This window comes from Pseudoalteromonas sp. SG44-8, from assembly GCF_014164125.1.
In the GTDB taxonomy this organism is placed as follows: Bacteria; Pseudomonadota; Gammaproteobacteria; order Enterobacterales; family Alteromonadaceae; genus Pseudoalteromonas; species Pseudoalteromonas rhizosphaerae.
The window spans coordinates 18079-34871 of the sequence record NZ_JACJEQ010000006.1; the positions used below are offsets into that span (position 1 = coordinate 18079).

Here is a 16793-nt window from a genome sequence, read left to right on the forward strand (position 1 = left end):
TGCTTTCAAAACAAACTATATTATAGAGCAATTAAAAAAGTTATCTTTGAGCTTTTTATCGATTCTTAGTTTTAACCATGAAACTATAAATAAGTAATAAAAAATGACGAGCTAGCCCGTCATTTTTTATTATTTAACTGAGAGTATTGTAACAACTACGCCCAGCCTACTTCTTTACAACTTGTTACCTAAATAAGACTTCTTCTTTATTAAACCATTTAACACAAAATGCTAATAGTGCACCGGCAACAATCACGGTCGCTAAAAAGATTAGTCCAAGTAACGTGTAATCAATCGTACCTTTGATAATTTCTTTAATCGCTAAAGCCACATTAGTAACCGGAATAAATGCGGTTTTAGCTGTTAGTTCAACATTCGGTAATAAAGCAACAATGATAGGAAATATCACCCCCATACTCAGTGGTGTCATATAATTTTGTGCTTCTTTAAAACTACGCGCATAAATCGATATTGCTAACGCAAGAGAAGAAAAAATCGCCGCTACGGGTAATAAAATAATAAAAATGAGTGCCAGATCTAATACTCGTAATGAACTAAATGCTGTTTTTATCACATCCAAATCAATGAAAGAAATCGCGATACTGATCCATACGCCCATACTCAACACGGTTATCGTTGTGGTGGCGATTGACGCTGCAAGTAAAGTAATAAATTTACCTAATACAAGTTGCGTACGGGTGATTGGTGTCAGTAGTAACGTTTCTAATGTGCCGCGTTCTTTCTCACCTGCACCTAAATCAATTGCTGGGTATGTTGCTCCCATCAAAACTAATGGAATCAGTAAGTAAGGAATAAAGCCGCCTATTTTCTCACCTAAATTTTCTCGTTTATCAGCGGTATCAACTTTTACAACTTTGATTGGATCAATAATCGCACTTTGTTGCTCAACTGAAACACCATAACTCAATAGTTTTTCAGCTCTTAGCTTATTACCAAATTCTTTAGCAAGCTCTTTTACTCTGTCGAATAAAAAGTTAATCGCTTTGGCATCGTTATAAACCACTTGCCACTGGCTCTGTTTTGCGTCATCAAGGTTTTGTTTGGCATCTGCGGGTAAGAAAATACCCATATCAATGGTGCCAGCTTTAACGGCCTCAGTAAGCTCTGCAACTGTATTAAAGGTGTGTTCACCTTTGTATAATTGAAAACTTTTATGGTAAAAAACTTTATCTGTGAATGATTGCGCATATTCGCCATTGATAATGGCATAGGTATGAACTTTTTGTTCGGCTTCAAGTGTTGCTTGAGAACTAATAAATGCCATCACCGCAAATAATAATGGAAAGATAGCAACTGGCAATGCGACAATAAAAATGAGTGTTTTTTTATCACGTAATAGCTCTTTTAATTCCTTTTTAAATACTTCAAACATTATTTTTCTCCGTCAAAATATTCATAAACGCTTGATTTAGTTCGTCGCTTTTACCCACTTTTTTAAATTCGTCAAGACTGCCGTCAAAACAACTGATACCTTCGTTGATCACCGCAACGCGGTCACACAGTAGCGCTACTTCATCTAAATGATGGGTTGAAAATATAACAGGAGTCCCTTGCGCTTTAAGCCGTTTGATAAACTCGATCACCGTTTGAGTGGTCATTATGTCTAATCCAGTGGTCGGCTCATCAAGTACTACGACTGCCGGGTGGTGCACAACTGCGCGGGCTATATTGGCTTTTTGTTTCATACCCGTTGATAAATTATCAGCACGTTTATCAATAAAGCTATGCATGTCGAGTAAATCAAATAACTCTTCACACCGTGACCTAATCGCGTCTTTACTCATACCGTGCAGTTTTGCAAAATATTCGATATTTTCTTTTACCGTTAAACGGCCATATAAACCGGTACTGCCAGATAGAAAACCAATAGACTTACGACCAAATAGTGGTTTTTTTATGATGTCTTCACCAGCAATAATTATTTGCCCTTCATCGGGTTTTAACGCTGTCGAGATCATTCTTAGCGTGGTGGTTTTTCCTGCACCATTAGGGCCGAGTAAGCCCAGCACTTCGCCTTTATTACAATGAAAGCTGACATCTCGCACCGAATGAAAATAATCTTTATCTTCACGGGGATCTATTTTATCGACTTTGTTTTTTTTATGGTCTTTAGTTAGCTTAAATTTCTTTTTAAGCCCCGTAACTTCTATCATGTTCGTGTCCTTCGTTTTGGTCTAAAGTAATCTGTATTACTATAAAACTCGGGGTTATTATTATCATACCAGCCTGGTACGCCTAGCAGTGGTAATGGTGAGAGCTGGCTATTGTCCCTTAAACAGTTATCGACGCTAATCATCTCATAAAGGGTTTGATCAATATACTGATACTGCTGGGCTAAATCTTTACAAAATATGTCACTCGGTACTTTTACAAATAATGCTTTACCTGTCAGACCAATATACGGCTTTGTTAGCATTTCATAATTAGCGTGGCCGAACATAAATGGCGCAATGGTTTTCCCCCACAACGCTCTTTGCTCAATAAATGCCTGCTGCCATTGATGATTTTTAAGTAACGCAGGCCAAACATCATCACTTACAGCAAGAACAACCCCACATTCATCAAACAAGGTTAAGGCATTGCGGTGTTTTGAGCGTACTTTAGTGCCATGAAGTGTGATCTCTTCAACATGGCGTTGATTGATTAATGCTTTAGTTTTAGGAAATAAACACCAGATAAGTCCACCAAATAAGTCATGCCAATTTTGTTGTCGCGTTGGTACTTTACCGGTATCAAAAATGATTTGCTCATAATAGCGCTCTTCCTCACTAAAGCAGGCGTCATCAACAAAGCGAATTGTTTGCTGATTTGCATTTTTAGCATCTAAAAATGATGAAAACCACGCACATTGCGGCCAGTCGGATAAACCATTTAAAGAAAACAGTGTATTTAAATGGCTAAATGCACCATTTTCTAAACTGGGGCTATGCCATTGTTCGTAAGGGGTAAAACGCTTCATGAGTATCTTTAGCTTTACAATTATTATGGTTGGAGTTTACCGCAAAAACTGGTTCTCTTTAATAGAAGTTCTTATACTGAGCTCACTTAAAACAAAAAAAGAGCGACTATGAAACGTTATTTTTCTCTGACACTCCTTGCAACTGCGGTACTTGCAGGATGTGCAACAACAAGTCTCACCTCTGATGATGTTAGCAAAGGGTATTATTCAATCAATGCCCAACAACTCGCAGAGCATGTCAAAGTGCTTGCCTCCGATGAATTTGGAGGCCGCGCTCCATCTTCAAAAGGTGAAGAACTCACACTAGCTTACCTTACTGAAGAATTTAAAAAACTAGGTTATCAACCAGGTAATGGCGACAGCTTCTTACAAGAAGTTCCGTTGGTGTCTCTTGAAGCAGATCCAAACATGGTGTTAACTATCGGCGGCAAAGATTACCAGTATAAAAAAGACATGGTAATGGGCAGCAGTCGCATTAGCGAACGCCAAAGTATTAAAGACTCTGAACTGGTATTTGTTGGTTATGGTGTTAATGCCCCAGAATATAATTGGAATGATTACGCAGGTTTAGATGTTAAGGGTAAAACTGTGGTGATCTTAGTCAACGACCCTGGTTTTGCCACTAAAGATCCTGCTTTGTTTACCGGTGATGCCATGACTTACTATGGCCGTTGGACTTACAAATACGAAGAAGCCAGCCGTCAAGGTGCTGCTGGGGCTATCATCGTTCATGAAACTGCACCGGCCTCTTACCCTTGGTCTGTGGTTGAAAACTCATGGAGCGGCGAGCAGTTTGGTTTTCAAAAAGAAAACAATAATATGGACAGAGTCGCTGTTGAAGGTTGGGTAACCACAGAGGTTGCTAACGAGCTTTTCACTAAAGCAGGTTTAGATTTTGCCAGTGCGAAAGCCAATGCAGCAAAAGGCGCTTATCATGTTGATATGGGCGATTTAACAGCGTCTGTTGCGGTTAAAAACACCATCAAAAAATCAATTTCATATAACTTCATTGCGACTTTACCCGGTAGTGAAAAACCAGATGAGCATATTATATACTCAGCACACTGGGATCACTTAGGTACTGATAAAAACCGTAAAGGCGACCAAATCTACAATGGAGCACATGATAACGCGACAGGCACTGCAGGCTTAATTGAAGTAGCTGAAGCGTTTGCAAGCTTACCAAAGCACCCTAGCCGCTCAATGACTTTTTTGGCAGTGACAGCTGAAGAGCAAGGTTTATTAGGATCTAAGTATTATGCTGCACACCCAGTGATAGCAGCAAATAAGACAGTCGCTAATATTAATATGGATAGCTTGAACTTGTTAGGCAAAGTAAAAGATATCAGCGTGGTTGGTATTGGTAAATCAGAAATGGACTCGCTATTAGCACAGGCAGCTAATGCACAAGGGCGCACGGTCTCGGGCGATCCTAAACCATCTTCAGGCGGGTACTATCGCTCTGATCATTTTGCTTTCGCCAACATGGGTATTCCAGCGATGTATGCGGGTGGTGGCAGTGAAGCACTTGACGAAGATACGGCTAATTATCGTAAACGCATGAGCTTAGTGCTACGTGGTTGTTACCATCAACCATGTGACAGATACCGTGACGAATGGGATCTATCGGGAGCTGTACAAGACTTACAACTGTTTTATCAAGTAGGTTTTGATATTTCAGAGCAACCACAATGGCCCAAATGGAATGCGAACTCAGAATTCCAAAGAAAATAACACAAATGATATTGATTTTCATTTGATTTAAATCTAAAGTGCAACTTAGATAGTTTTTAGGTTGCACTTATGTTTTCACTTTCACTGCCCAAAATTAGTTTTCCAACGTCCACACATTTTATTACCAGTAATAAACGGCTGATATTACCGCTATTGTTGTTGTGTTGTTTAGCTTATGCTCCTTTGCGAGCAATGACATTGACGGCAATGAGTGATGCGTTTTTTCAAGTTAGTATATTTGTTGCCGCCACTTTATTTATCTATTACTACGCCATCGATCGGTTGCCTCACTTAGAGCTTGGCTATTTAAGTCAAAAATCCCCCTTGTTAGAAATTAGTTTTGCTTCATTACTCGGTGCTTTGCCTGGCTGCGGAGGCGCCATCATAGTAGTGACACAATTTACCAAAGGACAAGCGAGCTTTGGCTCTATCGTTGCTGTATTAACAGCGACCATGGGTGATGCTGCATTTTTACTATTAGCAACTAAGCCGCTCGAAGGCTTACTTATTATGATTATTGGCCTGAGCGTTGGTATTATCAGCGGCTCCTTAGTCAATGCATTTCATAAGCAAGATTATCTTCGCCCAGCAAAAAATGATTATGCTGATGAGTGCTTAAATCAGCCTAGTAAGGCAATTATAGTCAGTAAATCAATTTGGCAAATTATTATGATGCCCAGTCTTATTGTGGCAATAATGATTGCTTTCAATACTGACTTTTCAGCCTTTGACGCTCTACTTGCTGAATCAATAACCTTATTTGGCGCTATTATGGCGCTATTGGCTGTTACCACTTGGGCGCTGTCGTCTAAAGGTCAAAGCTATCAACAAGTAACTTCAGAAGAAGAAACTATAACGCCCCCTTCAAAGCTATATAAAGTTTTACAAGACACCCATTTTGTCACGGCATGGGTAGTTGCCTCGTTCGTGCTATTTGAGTTATTAGTTACATTAGCCGGTGTAGATTTAAAAGCCTGGTTTACTCACTATGCATACTTAGCGCCTTTAATTGCCGTTTTGATTGGTTTTTTACCTGGCTGTGGACCACAAATAGTGGTAACTACATTGTATATTCAAGGCATCATTCCCTTTAGTGCCTTAGCTGCGAATGCAATATCAAATGACGGCGATGCCCTTTTCCCTGCAATCGCAATGGCACCACGTGCCGCATTTGTGGCAACAATATATTCGGCAATTCCCGCTTTACTCGTTGGCTATGGCTTATATTTATTTGAGGTGTAAGTCACTGATATAAAAAAGCTCAGCGACTGCTGAGCTTTTCATTATACCAATCGTGTTAAGTTACTGACCATTTATAGCGACAGATAAATACAGTGATAAAAAGGCATAAATTTTGACATGTAGTTGTTCTACTTGAAAAATTATAACGCAGTTAGCGCTTTATTTAGCTCGCTAGAATGGTTAAATATTTAAGTCAATTGGTATTATTCATTATTTAATTAAACAGTAGCGGATTCTAGAGCAACTTCTTTTGGATTTGGGCCATGATCGTTCTCCCCTTCTTGCGAATTTTGTGCATAGAAAACAATTAAAACAATCCAGCCGATTACTGGTACTAACCAAAGTAACTGCCACCAACCTGAACGATTCGTATCATGAAGACGACGAGCACCAGCACTTAGACCTGGGATCAATAGCGCGAGGCTATAGATAGTGCCAATAAACATTGTACCTAATAAGCTATCAACTGCATTACATACAATTGAGAAAATCGTATTAAATAATACGAACATCCAGTAAGCTTTACGACGGCTACGACCTGAAAAATCCGCGTAGCTGCGCAACGCATTCATATAATGTTCCATTGTATTTCCTTAGTGTTATTTTTTATATTCCCTAATAGGGCCTTTATTACTTTTCAGTAACCCTTGTATATTAATTAAAAACAACTATTTGTAAAAGAAAAACCAGCATTAAGCTGGTTTTAAAATAGGTAATATTTTAAAAGTAATTAAAAAGTATTAACTCATTGCCATCATCATTTTGGCTGGGTTTTCTAAATACGATTTCCACAAGTTATTGAATCGCGCTATCGTAGCGCCATCAATCACTCGGTGATCGCCTGACCAACTAACTTGCATAATTGCAGCAGACACCACTTGCCCTTTGGCATCAAAACGCGGTAGATGTTGTAATTTACCCAATGCCACAATCGCCACTTCTGGCTTGTTGATAATTGGCGTCGCAACTGTTCCGCCAATCGCGCCAATATTAGAAATGCTAATTGTGCCGCCTTTGAGATCGTCAGGGCTAACACGTCCTTCACGGGCAGCATCCGTCAATCGCGTTACTTCATTGGCTACATCAACAATACTCTTTGTTTGACATTGTTTGATATTTGGCACTAACAAACCAATTTTAGAGTCAACTGCCATACCGATATTGTGATCATCAAAGTAGCTAAGCTCAGTGCATTCATCATTTATTTTCGAGTTTAATACCGGAAATTCTTTCATAGCCAGCGATAAGGCCTTGATGAAAAATGGCATCATTGTCAATTTAACGCCTTGTTGCTTATATTGCTCTTTTAAATCACTGCGCAAAGCAATCAAAGTTGTTAAATCAATCTCATCACAAAATGTAAAATGTGGGATAGTCGTTACCGAAGCAACCATTTGTTTAGCCATTGCTGCTTTGATGCCTTTAATTGGCTCAATGCGCATGCCGCCAGTGTCGCTAGCTGTGGTTTTCGTAACGTCAGGCTTCGTTTGCAGTGGTGATGTATCAATACTATTTGGCACTTCCCCTTTCACAAACTGTTCAATGTCCTCTTTGTAAATACGGCCATTCTTACCACTGCCTGGGACTGTGGTTAGATCAACATCAAGTTCACGTGCTTTGCGTCTTACTGCCGGTGATGCGACCGCCTTTTTATTAATTACAGGGGCTGTCACTGACTTTTCAACTACTGCTGGTTTTTGCTCTACCGCTTTGGTTTGTGCTTTCACTAATGCATCATTGATATCGACAACGTTTGCTTGAGTGCCTGCAATCGACATTTGAAAAAGTGGACTGTGTACTTGTGCAACATCCCCTTTAGCATAATAAAGTTTTACCACTGTGCCGGTATATTTAGCTGGAATTTGTACGAGTGCTTTATCTGTCATTACATCACAAACGGCTTGGTCTTCTTCTATCAAATCGCCTTCGCTGACTAACCACTCAACAATTTCACACTCAACAATTCCTTCACCAATATCGGGAAGGATAAAATCCTCAACGACTTCAGAGTGAGTATTTGTTTGCGTGTGTACTATCGCGCTGGTTGTTTCTGGTTGAGTATGATCGGCTGTAGTCTCACCAGCTACATCCATTGCAAACAGCGGGGCATGCACTAAAGCAATATCCCCTTTAGCATAATAGAGCTTACTGATCACACCATCATGAACCGCAGGAATTTGCACCAGTGCTTTGTCTGTCATTACATCACAAATCGGTTGATCTTCAGCTACGGTGTCGCCTTCGGCTACTAACCATTCAACAACTTCACATTCAACGATACCTTCACCGATATCCGGTAAAATAAAATCTTTTGCCATGATGACTCCTAAAATTCGACCGATTGCTTGATTGCTGCGAGCACTTTCAACGCATCAGGTACATATTCTTTTTCAAGCGCTAATGGATACGGAGTATCTAAGCCGCAAACACGTAAGATAGGTGATTCTAAATGCAAAAAACATTCTTGTTGGATTGTCGCCGCAATTTCTGCACCAAAACCATTAGTGATTGGTGCTTCATGGCTAACAATAAGTCGCCCTGTTTTTGTCACTGAGTTAACAATCGTTTCCATATCCCATGGTAAAATACTGCGTAGATCAATCACTTCACAACTAATACCCTGCTCACTTGCACGTTTTGCAGCATCTTCGATGATTTCCATCTGTGCGCCCCAAGCAAGTAGTGTTACATCCGTACCTTCACTAACTATTTCAGCTTTACCAAGTTCAATGCTGTAATCTTGTTCAGGAACTTCACCCGTTGATGCACGATATAAACGTTTAGGCTCAAAGAAAATAACTGGATTATCATCTTTAATTGCAGCACGTAATAAGCCCTTTGCTTGGTAAGGGTTGCGAGGGACAACAATCTTAAGTCCCGGGGTATGTGCAAAATAAGCTTCAGGTGATTGCGAATGATATAAACCACCGGCAATACCACCACCGTAAGGAGTACGGATAGTCAGGTTGCCAACATTAAACTCGTTACCGCTACGATAACGAAATTTAGCAGACTCATTTACTATTTGGTCAAAGGCTGGAAAGATATAATCGGCAAATTGAATTTCAGCAAGTGCTGGTGCGCCAAACGCTGCTAAGCCATTAGCAAAACCCATGATCCCTTGTTCGGTTAATGGTGTATTAAATACACGGTGCTGACCATATTTCTCTTGTAGTCCAGACGTTGCGCGAAATACGCCGCCAAAATAGCCAACATCTTCACCAAAAATACACGCTTGCGGATGTTCAGCCATAGTTATATCAAGGGCTGAATTAATCGCATGTAACATATTCATTTTAGCCATTACTTAATTCTCCCTGCAGTCACTGGGTAAGCATCGGGGTGTTGCTTGATATGCGTTTTCAATTGCTCGTATTGACGTTGCAAAGAAGGGATCGGTGTATCATATACATCCGACACCAACTCTTCTAAGGCCGGTTTTGCAATCACTTCAGCGCGTTTTAATGCGGCTAGGATATCTTCACGAATTTGCTCTTTGGCTTTATTGTCTTCTTCTTCATTAAGCCAGTTTTGCTTAATTAACCATTTGCGAAAACGTTCGATTGGACAAGATTGATAATTTGCTTCTTCGTCTTTTGAACGATAGCCACTAGGATCATCTGATGTAGAATGCGCGCCAAGGCGATATGCAATCGATTCAATTAAAATCGGCTCACCTGTTTTAGTGGCAAGTTCACGGGCTTTTTTAGTTGCGGCATAAACAGCAAGTGCATCAGCACCATCAACACGAATCGTTTTAATACCGTAACCTACGCCACGAGAAGCGATGCCGTCGCCCTTAAATTGCTCATCCGCAGGAGTTGAAATCGCATAACCGTTATTGCGAGCAAAAAATATAACCGGTGACTTATGCACTGCGGCCATATTTAAACCAGCATGGAAGTCTCCTTCTGAAGCAGCCCCTTCGCCAAAGTAACAGATAGTTATGTTATCTATCGTTGAGCTTAGTTCACCTGATTTTGCATCTATGTGTTTAATTTTCTGCCCGTACGCGTAACCTGTTGCTTGCGGTATTTGAGTGCCTAGCGGCGATGAGATAGTCATGTAATTAAGTGCACTTGAACCGTAGTGAATTGGCATTTGGCGACCTTTACCTAAATCCAACTCATTTGAAAACATTTGATTCATAAACTGATCAAGTGTGAAGCCACGATAATGAAGTGCAGCCTGCTCACGGTATTGCGCCATGATCATATCGTCTTGATCAAGTGCCGCAGCAGACGCTGTCACTGCCGCCTCTTCGCCTAAACATTGCATGTAAAAGCTTACCCGGCCTTGGCGTTGAGCAGCTTGCATACGCTCATCAAGTGCACGAATAAAACGCATTGTTTCATATAACCGCAGCGCAGTACTTTCATCAATATCGGGGGCTGTTGCACCGTCGTGGATATCGCCATCCTCGTTTAAAATACTCAAGGTCGGAATATTCAAGGCATGACCGTCAATAAATGAGAGATCATGACTAATATTCAGCGATACGTTATTTGGATTGCTCATAACCTACCTTCTTTTGTTGTCGTAAACAGTACAAGTCAGTTGTTATTATTGGCTGTGCTCTGCAGGATAAACTTTGCAGAAACTGTACTGTATTTAAATTAAAGCTGCTAACACTTTACGTTAACGTAAAGTGTTATTCAACTAATCATAGACGAAACAAAGTTAATTGGCGACAGTGGCATTGGAAAGTTAACTATACAAGAGCATAAAGTATATACAATCATATAGTTAACGATTTGAGCTGACCTGCAAAGCAACAAATTAAATAATATTATCAGTCAGTTGTAATGGTATTACCGTTAATAATGCACGTTGTCCAAGGGCAACATCGGCATTAGGAAATATAATTGCTTCGCCTTCAACATCTGCGTAATAACAGGTCTGACCATCCGTTGCGAGTAAATCACCTTTGCTAAACCCGGTAAAATTCTCGGCATCATCCGAAAAAGGAAACGAAAAATCGTGTTCAGTGCGATTGATTGATCGGTGCACAGCAAATAACTCAAAGTCACTTGCATCAAATTCTTTATATATCACTTCTTTTTGGCTAATTAATGCGATTAGGGTCGCTTTGGTTTTCGCAAAACGACTCATATCATTTTCACCAAACGGTTTTACTTGACCAAGTTCAACGGTAAATGAATCTGCACCATGAACAAAAGAAGAATAGTAACTAAAAGTGGTGGCTGGTGATTTCATCATTAGCACCGTATTTACTCCACAGCTTAATAAAAACTGTAGTTGCGATTTTTTCCACGGTTTACCGTGTAAAAAGGGATATACAGCAAATTTATCATTTTTTGAACCACGAATAGCAGTATGCAAATCGTAATGACAGCGCTCTCGCTGCTGCCCACCGCGTTGATAAAAGTCACTAACATATTGTTCAAGCTTGGCCGCTCGTGTGCGCTCATTATTCATCTTTACACCTTCGACAGTGTGATGACCATTAAATAAACGGTTTAGATTTTCTTCTACAAAACGCTTGTCAATATTAATTGATTGCGGGTTACCAAAAATAAACAGTACACGCTGTGCTAGTTGTAAATCGCCTAAGATAATACGCTTAATTAATTCATCGCAAATTTCAATAGGTGCTGTTTCATTACCATGGATCGCACTTGAAAGTACCACATCGATTGTAGTAGCGCATTTTGGTTGAAACTCTATAACGCCGGTGTCATGAATAGTTACAGTGGTACCATTACTTAAAGTAAAAGCACTCGGTGCTAAGTGCCATTCATTATTACGGCTGAGAGTTAAAAAATCGCCTTGCTGTTGTAATTCGTTTAAATACTCTGAGTTGGCTGTCATAATCCAAATGCCTTCATATTATTATGCAAATGAGAAACAAAAACGGCTGAATAAATCAGCCGTTATAAAATAGTCTAAGCGTTATTAACTAATCACTGAATCAACCAACTTCTTGGCTTCTTTTTCTAATAGCGCTAAATGTTCTTCACCTTTGAATGATTCAAGGTAAATTTTATAAATGTCTTCAGTCCCTGATGGACGCGCTGCAAACCAGCCGTTTTCAGTAACTACTTTTAAACCACCAATAGCGGCATTATTACCAGGCGCATGAGTTAGCTTTTGTAAAATAGGCTCGCCCGCAAGTGTGTCTGCCGTAACATCTTTCGCACTTAGCCCTTTAAGTCGCTCTTTTTGGGCAGAACTTGCAGGTGCATCTATACGTTTGTATATAGGCGCACCAAATTCGAGCTCAAGCTCTTTATAAAGTGCTGATGGGGTTTTTCCTGTTACAGCTAAAATTTCCGCGGCTAATAATCCCATGATGAAACCGTCTTTGTCGGTATTCCATACTGTACCGTCAAAACGAAGGAATGATGCCCCGGCACTTTCTTCACCGCCAAACGCGAGTGTTCCAGTACTTAGCCCTTCGACAAACCATTTAAAACCAACAGGTACTTCTCGTACTTGACGATTATTACGGGCAACTACTCGGTCAATCATCGCACTTGAAACAAGTGTCTTGCCAATTTCAACGTCTTTGGACCAATCACGATGATTTAATAAGTAATCAATGGCAACCGCTAAAAAGTGATTAGGATTCATTAAGCCGTCAGGAGTTACAATACCATGGCGATCATAGTCTGGATCATTGCCAATGCTTATATCAAAATCATCTTTAAGGGCGATTAGGTTTGCCATCGCATAAGGTGATGAGCAATCCATACGAATTTTGCCATCTTTATCAAGTGGCATAAATGCAAAGCGCGGATCGACACTTTCATTAACGATTGTTAAATCTAAAGCAAATTTTTCGGCGATAATAGGCCAAAAGTTGATCCCTGAACCACCGAGCGGATCAATACCCACTTTAATATTTGCCTTTGCAATCGCTTTTACATCAACAACATTAATCAAATCTTCAATATAAGGAGTCATTAAATCTTGGTATTTAATAAAACCTGAACGGGCAGCTTTTGCAAATGGGAATAGCTCAACTTCAACTAAATCTTCTAGTAGTAGTTGATTTGCTCTGTCTTCTATCCACTTAGTAACGTCAGTATCTGCCGGGCCACCATTAGGTGGGTTATATTTAAAACCGCCGTCTTCTGGAGGATTATGTGAAGGTGTAACAACAATACCGTCAGCTAATTCATGAGGATGTAATTTGTTATGACACACGACCGCGTGGCTAATCACCGGTGTAGGTGTAAAATCGTCGTTTTCTTGCGTGATCACTTGTACTTCATTAGCAACAAGCACTTCAATCGCTGAATTGTAAGCCGCCTCACTTAACGCGTGCGTATCCTTACCTAAGAACAGCGGTCCAAAAATATTATTTTGTTTTCGGTAATCACAAATTGCTTGAGTAATGGCGAGAATGTGAGATTCATTGAATTTCACATCATATGAACAACCGCGGTGCCCTGAAGTACCAAAAGCAACACAATGTTCAGGGTTTTGCTCTAGATCGGGTTCATTTAAATAATAAGCAGACACTAATTTTGGTACATTTACTAAATCTGATTGTGTTGCAGGTTTCCCTGCACCGGAATGAATCGCCATTACATTTCCTTTATAAGTAGTCTCGAATTTTTTCAGCTTGTTCAGCACTGTAGCCTAAGCCAAGTGCCACTTCGTGTAGCATCATTTTCTTACGGGTAGTATTTGAGTTGGTCATTACCCAGTATTCACTGTCGGTAATGTTTTTTGGATTCATACTGCTGCCACTGTTTACTAACGCTTCTTTGCTGGTTGCGAAGTAAACGCGATCACGCCCTTGCACATCCAATACCGCTGAAAAATCAGTTTTATGAGTTCTATGTAAAGCAGATAAAATAAACAAAAAGCGCCCTACTACGCCTTTTTGCATCGCCAACTCTTCTTTATTGAGTATATTAAAAACACTGGCATGCGCTTGTGTCAATGGTGTGACAGCGGCTGACTTTTTATTCTCGGTCGATGAGGTGTGTTCAGTTGTTTGAGTCGTCTTTGCAACCTCATGCGTGACGGGCTGTTCTGGTTTTTCTTTCGCGGCTAAATCATTTTCGCCGTGAATATTTAATAAACGACGTAAAATAGTTGAGGCGCTTTCGCCTATACTTTGAGTGTTACTTGCAATGTATTGATATAACTCGTCGTCTATGTCAATTTTTTTCATGTTATTCCTGTCGTTACGGGTCACATTTTTTTCATCCATGCTGATTATACCCAAACCTGATTTAATTCTCTATGTTTTGCAATTTGTTATTTCACTAGGCAAACTAGGCACACTTTTATGAGATTGTTTTTGGAAACTGTGATGCTGTTAAATTACAAACAAACTGGCCAAGGGCCGCATGTAATTTTGATCCATGGATTGTTTGGTTCACTGGAAAATTTAAATGTTATAGCCAATGCATTGGCAGAAAATTTTACAGTAACGAATCTTGATTTACGTAACCATGGCCGTTCACCACACAGTGATATTATGGATTACCCGGCAATGGCTGACGACGTACTCGCCTTAATGGACCATTTAAGTATTGATAAAGCCCATTTAGTCGGTCATTCTATGGGCGGGAAAGTTGCTATGCAAATAGCACATATTAATCCAAGCTCAGTAAATAAACTCGTAGTATTAGATATCGCTCCTGTTGCATATCAAAGTCGTCATGATGATATCATTGCGGCATTAAAGCTGGTAAAAAGCCATGCTATTAATGACCGCAAAGAAGCGGATAAATTAATGACGCAGCTAATACCTGAATTAGGTGTTCGCCAGTTTTTGCTAAAAAGCTATGCGAAAAACGAACTTGGTGAACTGCAGTGGCGCTTTAATTTGACTACCCTAAGTGAAAAATATCGCAATATTTTAGCAAATATTAAAGCAAATGATTCTTGTTTATGCGATACTTTATTTATCAAAGGGAACGATTCTGATTATATATTGCCTGAATATCGTGAAGCTATTATGGCTCAATTTAGTAACGCAAAAGCAAAAATTATTCATGGCGCAGGTCATTGGTTGCATGCCCAAAAACCAATGGCGGTTAATAAGTCTATCAATGATTTTTTAATGGCTTAATAAAGCAAAATTTAATCACGTATTTTTGACTTAGCGCACTAAATTATTACAATTTTATATGCTATAGTACGCGCCGTTTAATTTAAAGGTTATACGTTGATGGTCAGTCAGTTAATTAACGAATTTGATACCCTTGGGTTGTACTTTGGCTTAGCCGGTGTGTTCTTTTTTATCGGTATGGCTATCCAAGACGTACTAAAAAAAGGTAATGTGCCTAAATTTGGCCGTTATGTAGTATGGCTTGTGCTATTTTTAGGGTGTTCTGGTTTTATCGCTAAAGGACTTATTCAAGTTTTTTGGCAAGGTGCGGGTGTGGGTTAACCATGGCTAAGTCTGAAACAGATAGAACAACGCTCGATTTATTTGAATACGAAAAACGCCCCGGCAGACCAAAAACGAATCCCCTACCAAGGGAGGTTCAGTTAAAGGTAAATAAACGTAATCAAATAAAAAGAGATAAAGCACGTGGTTTAAAGCGTGTCGAATTTAAAGTTTCATCGCAGTTATATCAAGCGTTAAGCGATATGGCCGATGCACAAAATATTAGCCGCAGTGCGCTGATTGAAACTATTTTACAAGAAAGATTGGCTATTGATAGATAAAAGGTTTTAAATCCATGGCAAGTGTAGGTATTTTTTTCGGAAGTGACACAGGTAACACAGAACACGTAGCTAAAATGATCCAAAAAGAATTGGGTAAAAAGTTAGTGGCTGTGCATGATATTGCTAAAAGTTCAAAAGAACAGATCGCAGAATTTGATTTAATCTTATTTGGCATTCCTACTTGGTATTATGGTGAAGCACAATGTGATTGGGATGACTTTTTCCCTGAATTAGAAGAAGTTGATTTTGAAGGCAAGCTTGTGGCTATTTTTGGCTGTGGCGATCAAGAAGACTACGCTGAATACTTCCTTGATGCGATGGGTATGATCAATGACATCGTTACTGAGCGTGGCGCTATTGTTGTGGGTCATTGGCCAACACAAGGGTATGATTTTGAAGCCTCGAAAGGCATGGCTGATGACAACCATTTTGTTGGTTTAGGCATTGATGAAGACCGTCAACCAGAGCTTACTGAACAACGTGTAAAAGCATGGTCAGCACAAGTTTATGAAGAAATGTGTTTAAGTGAACTTGCTGATTAAATGCACTTTATTGCTAGTAATCGTATAAAATAGTGACGTTCGTTTTCCTATTACACATTTTATAAGTATTTCTAGCAATTGATCTTTGCACTTAATGACTAGGCACGTTATTCTTATCGTTGCTAATGTGTCGTGTACATCTTTGTAAGGTGTCTAGTATAACCAAATATAATTGAGACAGATTTAATGACTGATCATAACTTGGAATTAAAAAAAGCCGGCTTAAAAGTAACTTTGCCGCGTATTAAAATTTTAGAGATTTTACAATCTCCAGATAACCAACACATCAGCGCTGAAGATGTTTACAAAATTCTTTTGGACCTAGGTGAAGAAATTGGCCTTGCTACTGTGTACCGCGTACTTAACCAATTTGATGATGCGGGTATTGTTAGCCGTCACCATTTTGAAGGCGGTAAGTCTGTATTTGAACTCTCTGGTAGCACACACCATGATCACCTAGTATGTTTAAAATGTGGTAAAGTTGTTGAATTTGAAGATGAAATGATTGAACGTCGTCAACTTGAAATTTCAGAAGAAAATGGTATTAAATTAACCAACCACTCTCTTTATTTGTATGGCGAGTGTACTGACACTGCAGCATGTAAAGCATTTGCTGATAGCCAATAATTTATTAGCTG

The 16793-nt window shown here is 39.6% G+C and carries 17 protein-coding genes; 7 read left to right on the forward strand and 10 right to left on the reverse strand.

Annotated elements, in window-relative coordinates; all coding sequences use genetic code 11:
- Nucleotides 1-184: 184 nt before the first annotated feature.
- The 3 genes from H5163_RS06845 to H5163_RS06855 are packed head-to-tail and all read right to left on the reverse strand — an operon-like array spanning nt 185 to nt 2980.
- Nucleotides 185-1393 (reverse strand): ABC transporter permease, encoded by a 1209-nt coding sequence (locus H5163_RS06845; RefSeq protein WP_182734739.1) that lies wholly within the window; start codon nt 1391-1393, stop codon nt 185-187.
- Nucleotides 1386-2174 carry an ATP-binding cassette domain-containing protein gene (locus tag H5163_RS06850; RefSeq protein ID WP_182734741.1) on the reverse strand — a complete coding sequence of 263 codons (789 nt, stop codon included), beginning with the start codon at nt 2172-2174 and terminating at the stop codon, nt 1386-1388. Before H5163_RS06850 ends, H5163_RS06845 begins: the two co-directional genes overlap by 8 nt.
- Nucleotides 2171-2980, reverse strand: coding sequence for a DUF3025 domain-containing protein (locus H5163_RS06855; protein ID WP_145233905.1), 810 nt, complete (start codon nt 2978-2980; stop codon nt 2171-2173). The genes H5163_RS06850 and H5163_RS06855 overlap by 4 nt, the downstream gene beginning before the upstream one ends.
- Before the next feature lie 108 nt (nt 2981-3088).
- On the opposite strand from H5163_RS06855, the gene H5163_RS06860 reads away from it, so the two are divergent.
- Together H5163_RS06860 and H5163_RS06865 are read left to right on the forward strand one after the other, a co-directional pair.
- Nucleotides 3089-4714: a M28 family metallopeptidase gene (locus H5163_RS06860; RefSeq protein ID WP_182734743.1), complete on the forward strand. Its 1626-nt coding sequence runs from the start codon at nt 3089-3091 to the stop codon at nt 4712-4714.
- 69 nt (nt 4715-4783) lie between these two features.
- Nucleotides 4784-5956: a putative manganese transporter gene (locus H5163_RS06865; protein WP_182734745.1), complete on the forward strand. Its 1173-nt coding sequence runs from the start codon at nt 4784-4786 to the stop codon at nt 5954-5956.
- A 218-nt stretch (nt 5957-6174) separates the two neighbouring features.
- Here the strand turns inward: H5163_RS06865 and H5163_RS06870 are convergent, their stop codons facing one another.
- From H5163_RS06870 to seqA, 7 genes are all read right to left on the reverse strand, one after another.
- Nucleotides 6175-6540: a DUF805 domain-containing protein gene (locus H5163_RS06870; RefSeq protein ID WP_182730938.1), complete on the reverse strand. Its 366-nt coding sequence runs from the start codon at nt 6538-6540 to the stop codon at nt 6175-6177.
- Nucleotides 6541-6696: 156 nt separating this feature from the next.
- Entirely contained in the window at nt 6697-8274 is a 1578-nt protein-coding gene (locus tag H5163_RS06875; RefSeq protein ID WP_182734747.1) for a dihydrolipoyllysine-residue acetyltransferase, read from the reverse strand.
- A gap of 8 nt (nt 8275-8282) precedes the next feature.
- A complete protein-coding gene (locus H5163_RS06880) occupies nt 8283-9260 on the reverse strand; it encodes an alpha-ketoacid dehydrogenase subunit beta (protein WP_145233893.1) in 978 nt (325 codons plus the stop codon).
- Nucleotides 9260-10474: a thiamine pyrophosphate-dependent dehydrogenase E1 component subunit alpha gene (locus tag H5163_RS06885; RefSeq protein WP_145233891.1), complete on the reverse strand. Its 1215-nt coding sequence runs from the start codon at nt 10472-10474 to the stop codon at nt 9260-9262. The genes H5163_RS06880 and H5163_RS06885 overlap by 1 nt, the downstream gene beginning before the upstream one ends.
- Nucleotides 10475-10735: 261 nt before the next feature.
- The gene (gene astE, locus H5163_RS06890; RefSeq protein ID WP_145233889.1) at nt 10736-11788 is read right to left on the reverse strand and encodes a succinylglutamate desuccinylase; all 1053 of its coding nucleotides are present in this window, start codon (nt 11786-11788) and stop codon (nt 10736-10738) included.
- 84 nt (nt 11789-11872) lie between these two features.
- Nucleotides 11873-13510, reverse strand: a complete 1638-nt coding sequence (pgm, locus tag H5163_RS06895) for a phosphoglucomutase (alpha-D-glucose-1,6-bisphosphate-dependent) (protein ID WP_182730940.1) — start codon at nt 13508-13510, stop codon at nt 11873-11875.
- 10 nt (nt 13511-13520) lie between these two features.
- A complete protein-coding gene (gene seqA / locus H5163_RS06900) occupies nt 13521-14105 on the reverse strand; it encodes a replication initiation negative regulator SeqA (RefSeq protein ID WP_182734749.1) in 585 nt (194 codons plus the stop codon).
- 141 nt (nt 14106-14246) lie between these two features.
- On the opposite strand from seqA, the gene H5163_RS06905 reads away from it, so the two are divergent.
- From H5163_RS06905 to fur, 5 genes are all read left to right on the forward strand, one after another.
- Complete coding sequence (locus H5163_RS06905; RefSeq protein WP_145234106.1) at nt 14247-15011, forward strand: alpha/beta fold hydrolase; 765 nt, start codon at nt 14247-14249, stop codon at nt 15009-15011.
- A 99-nt stretch (nt 15012-15110) separates the two neighbouring features.
- Nucleotides 15111-15332 (forward strand): DUF2788 domain-containing protein, encoded by a 222-nt coding sequence (locus tag H5163_RS06910; RefSeq protein WP_054204660.1) that lies wholly within the window; start codon nt 15111-15113, stop codon nt 15330-15332.
- A gap of 2 nt (nt 15333-15334) precedes the next feature.
- Nucleotides 15335-15613 (forward strand): LexA regulated protein, encoded by a 279-nt coding sequence (gene ybfE, locus H5163_RS06915; RefSeq protein WP_016709654.1) that lies wholly within the window; start codon nt 15335-15337, stop codon nt 15611-15613.
- Between the two features lie 14 nt (nt 15614-15627).
- Nucleotides 15628-16155, forward strand: a complete 528-nt coding sequence (fldA, locus tag H5163_RS06920) for a flavodoxin FldA (protein ID WP_145233882.1) — start codon at nt 15628-15630, stop codon at nt 16153-16155.
- A gap of 186 nt (nt 16156-16341) precedes the next feature.
- A complete protein-coding gene (fur, locus tag H5163_RS06925) occupies nt 16342-16782 on the forward strand; it encodes a ferric iron uptake transcriptional regulator (protein WP_145233880.1) in 441 nt (146 codons plus the stop codon).
- Nucleotides 16783-16793 lie beyond the last annotated feature (11 nt).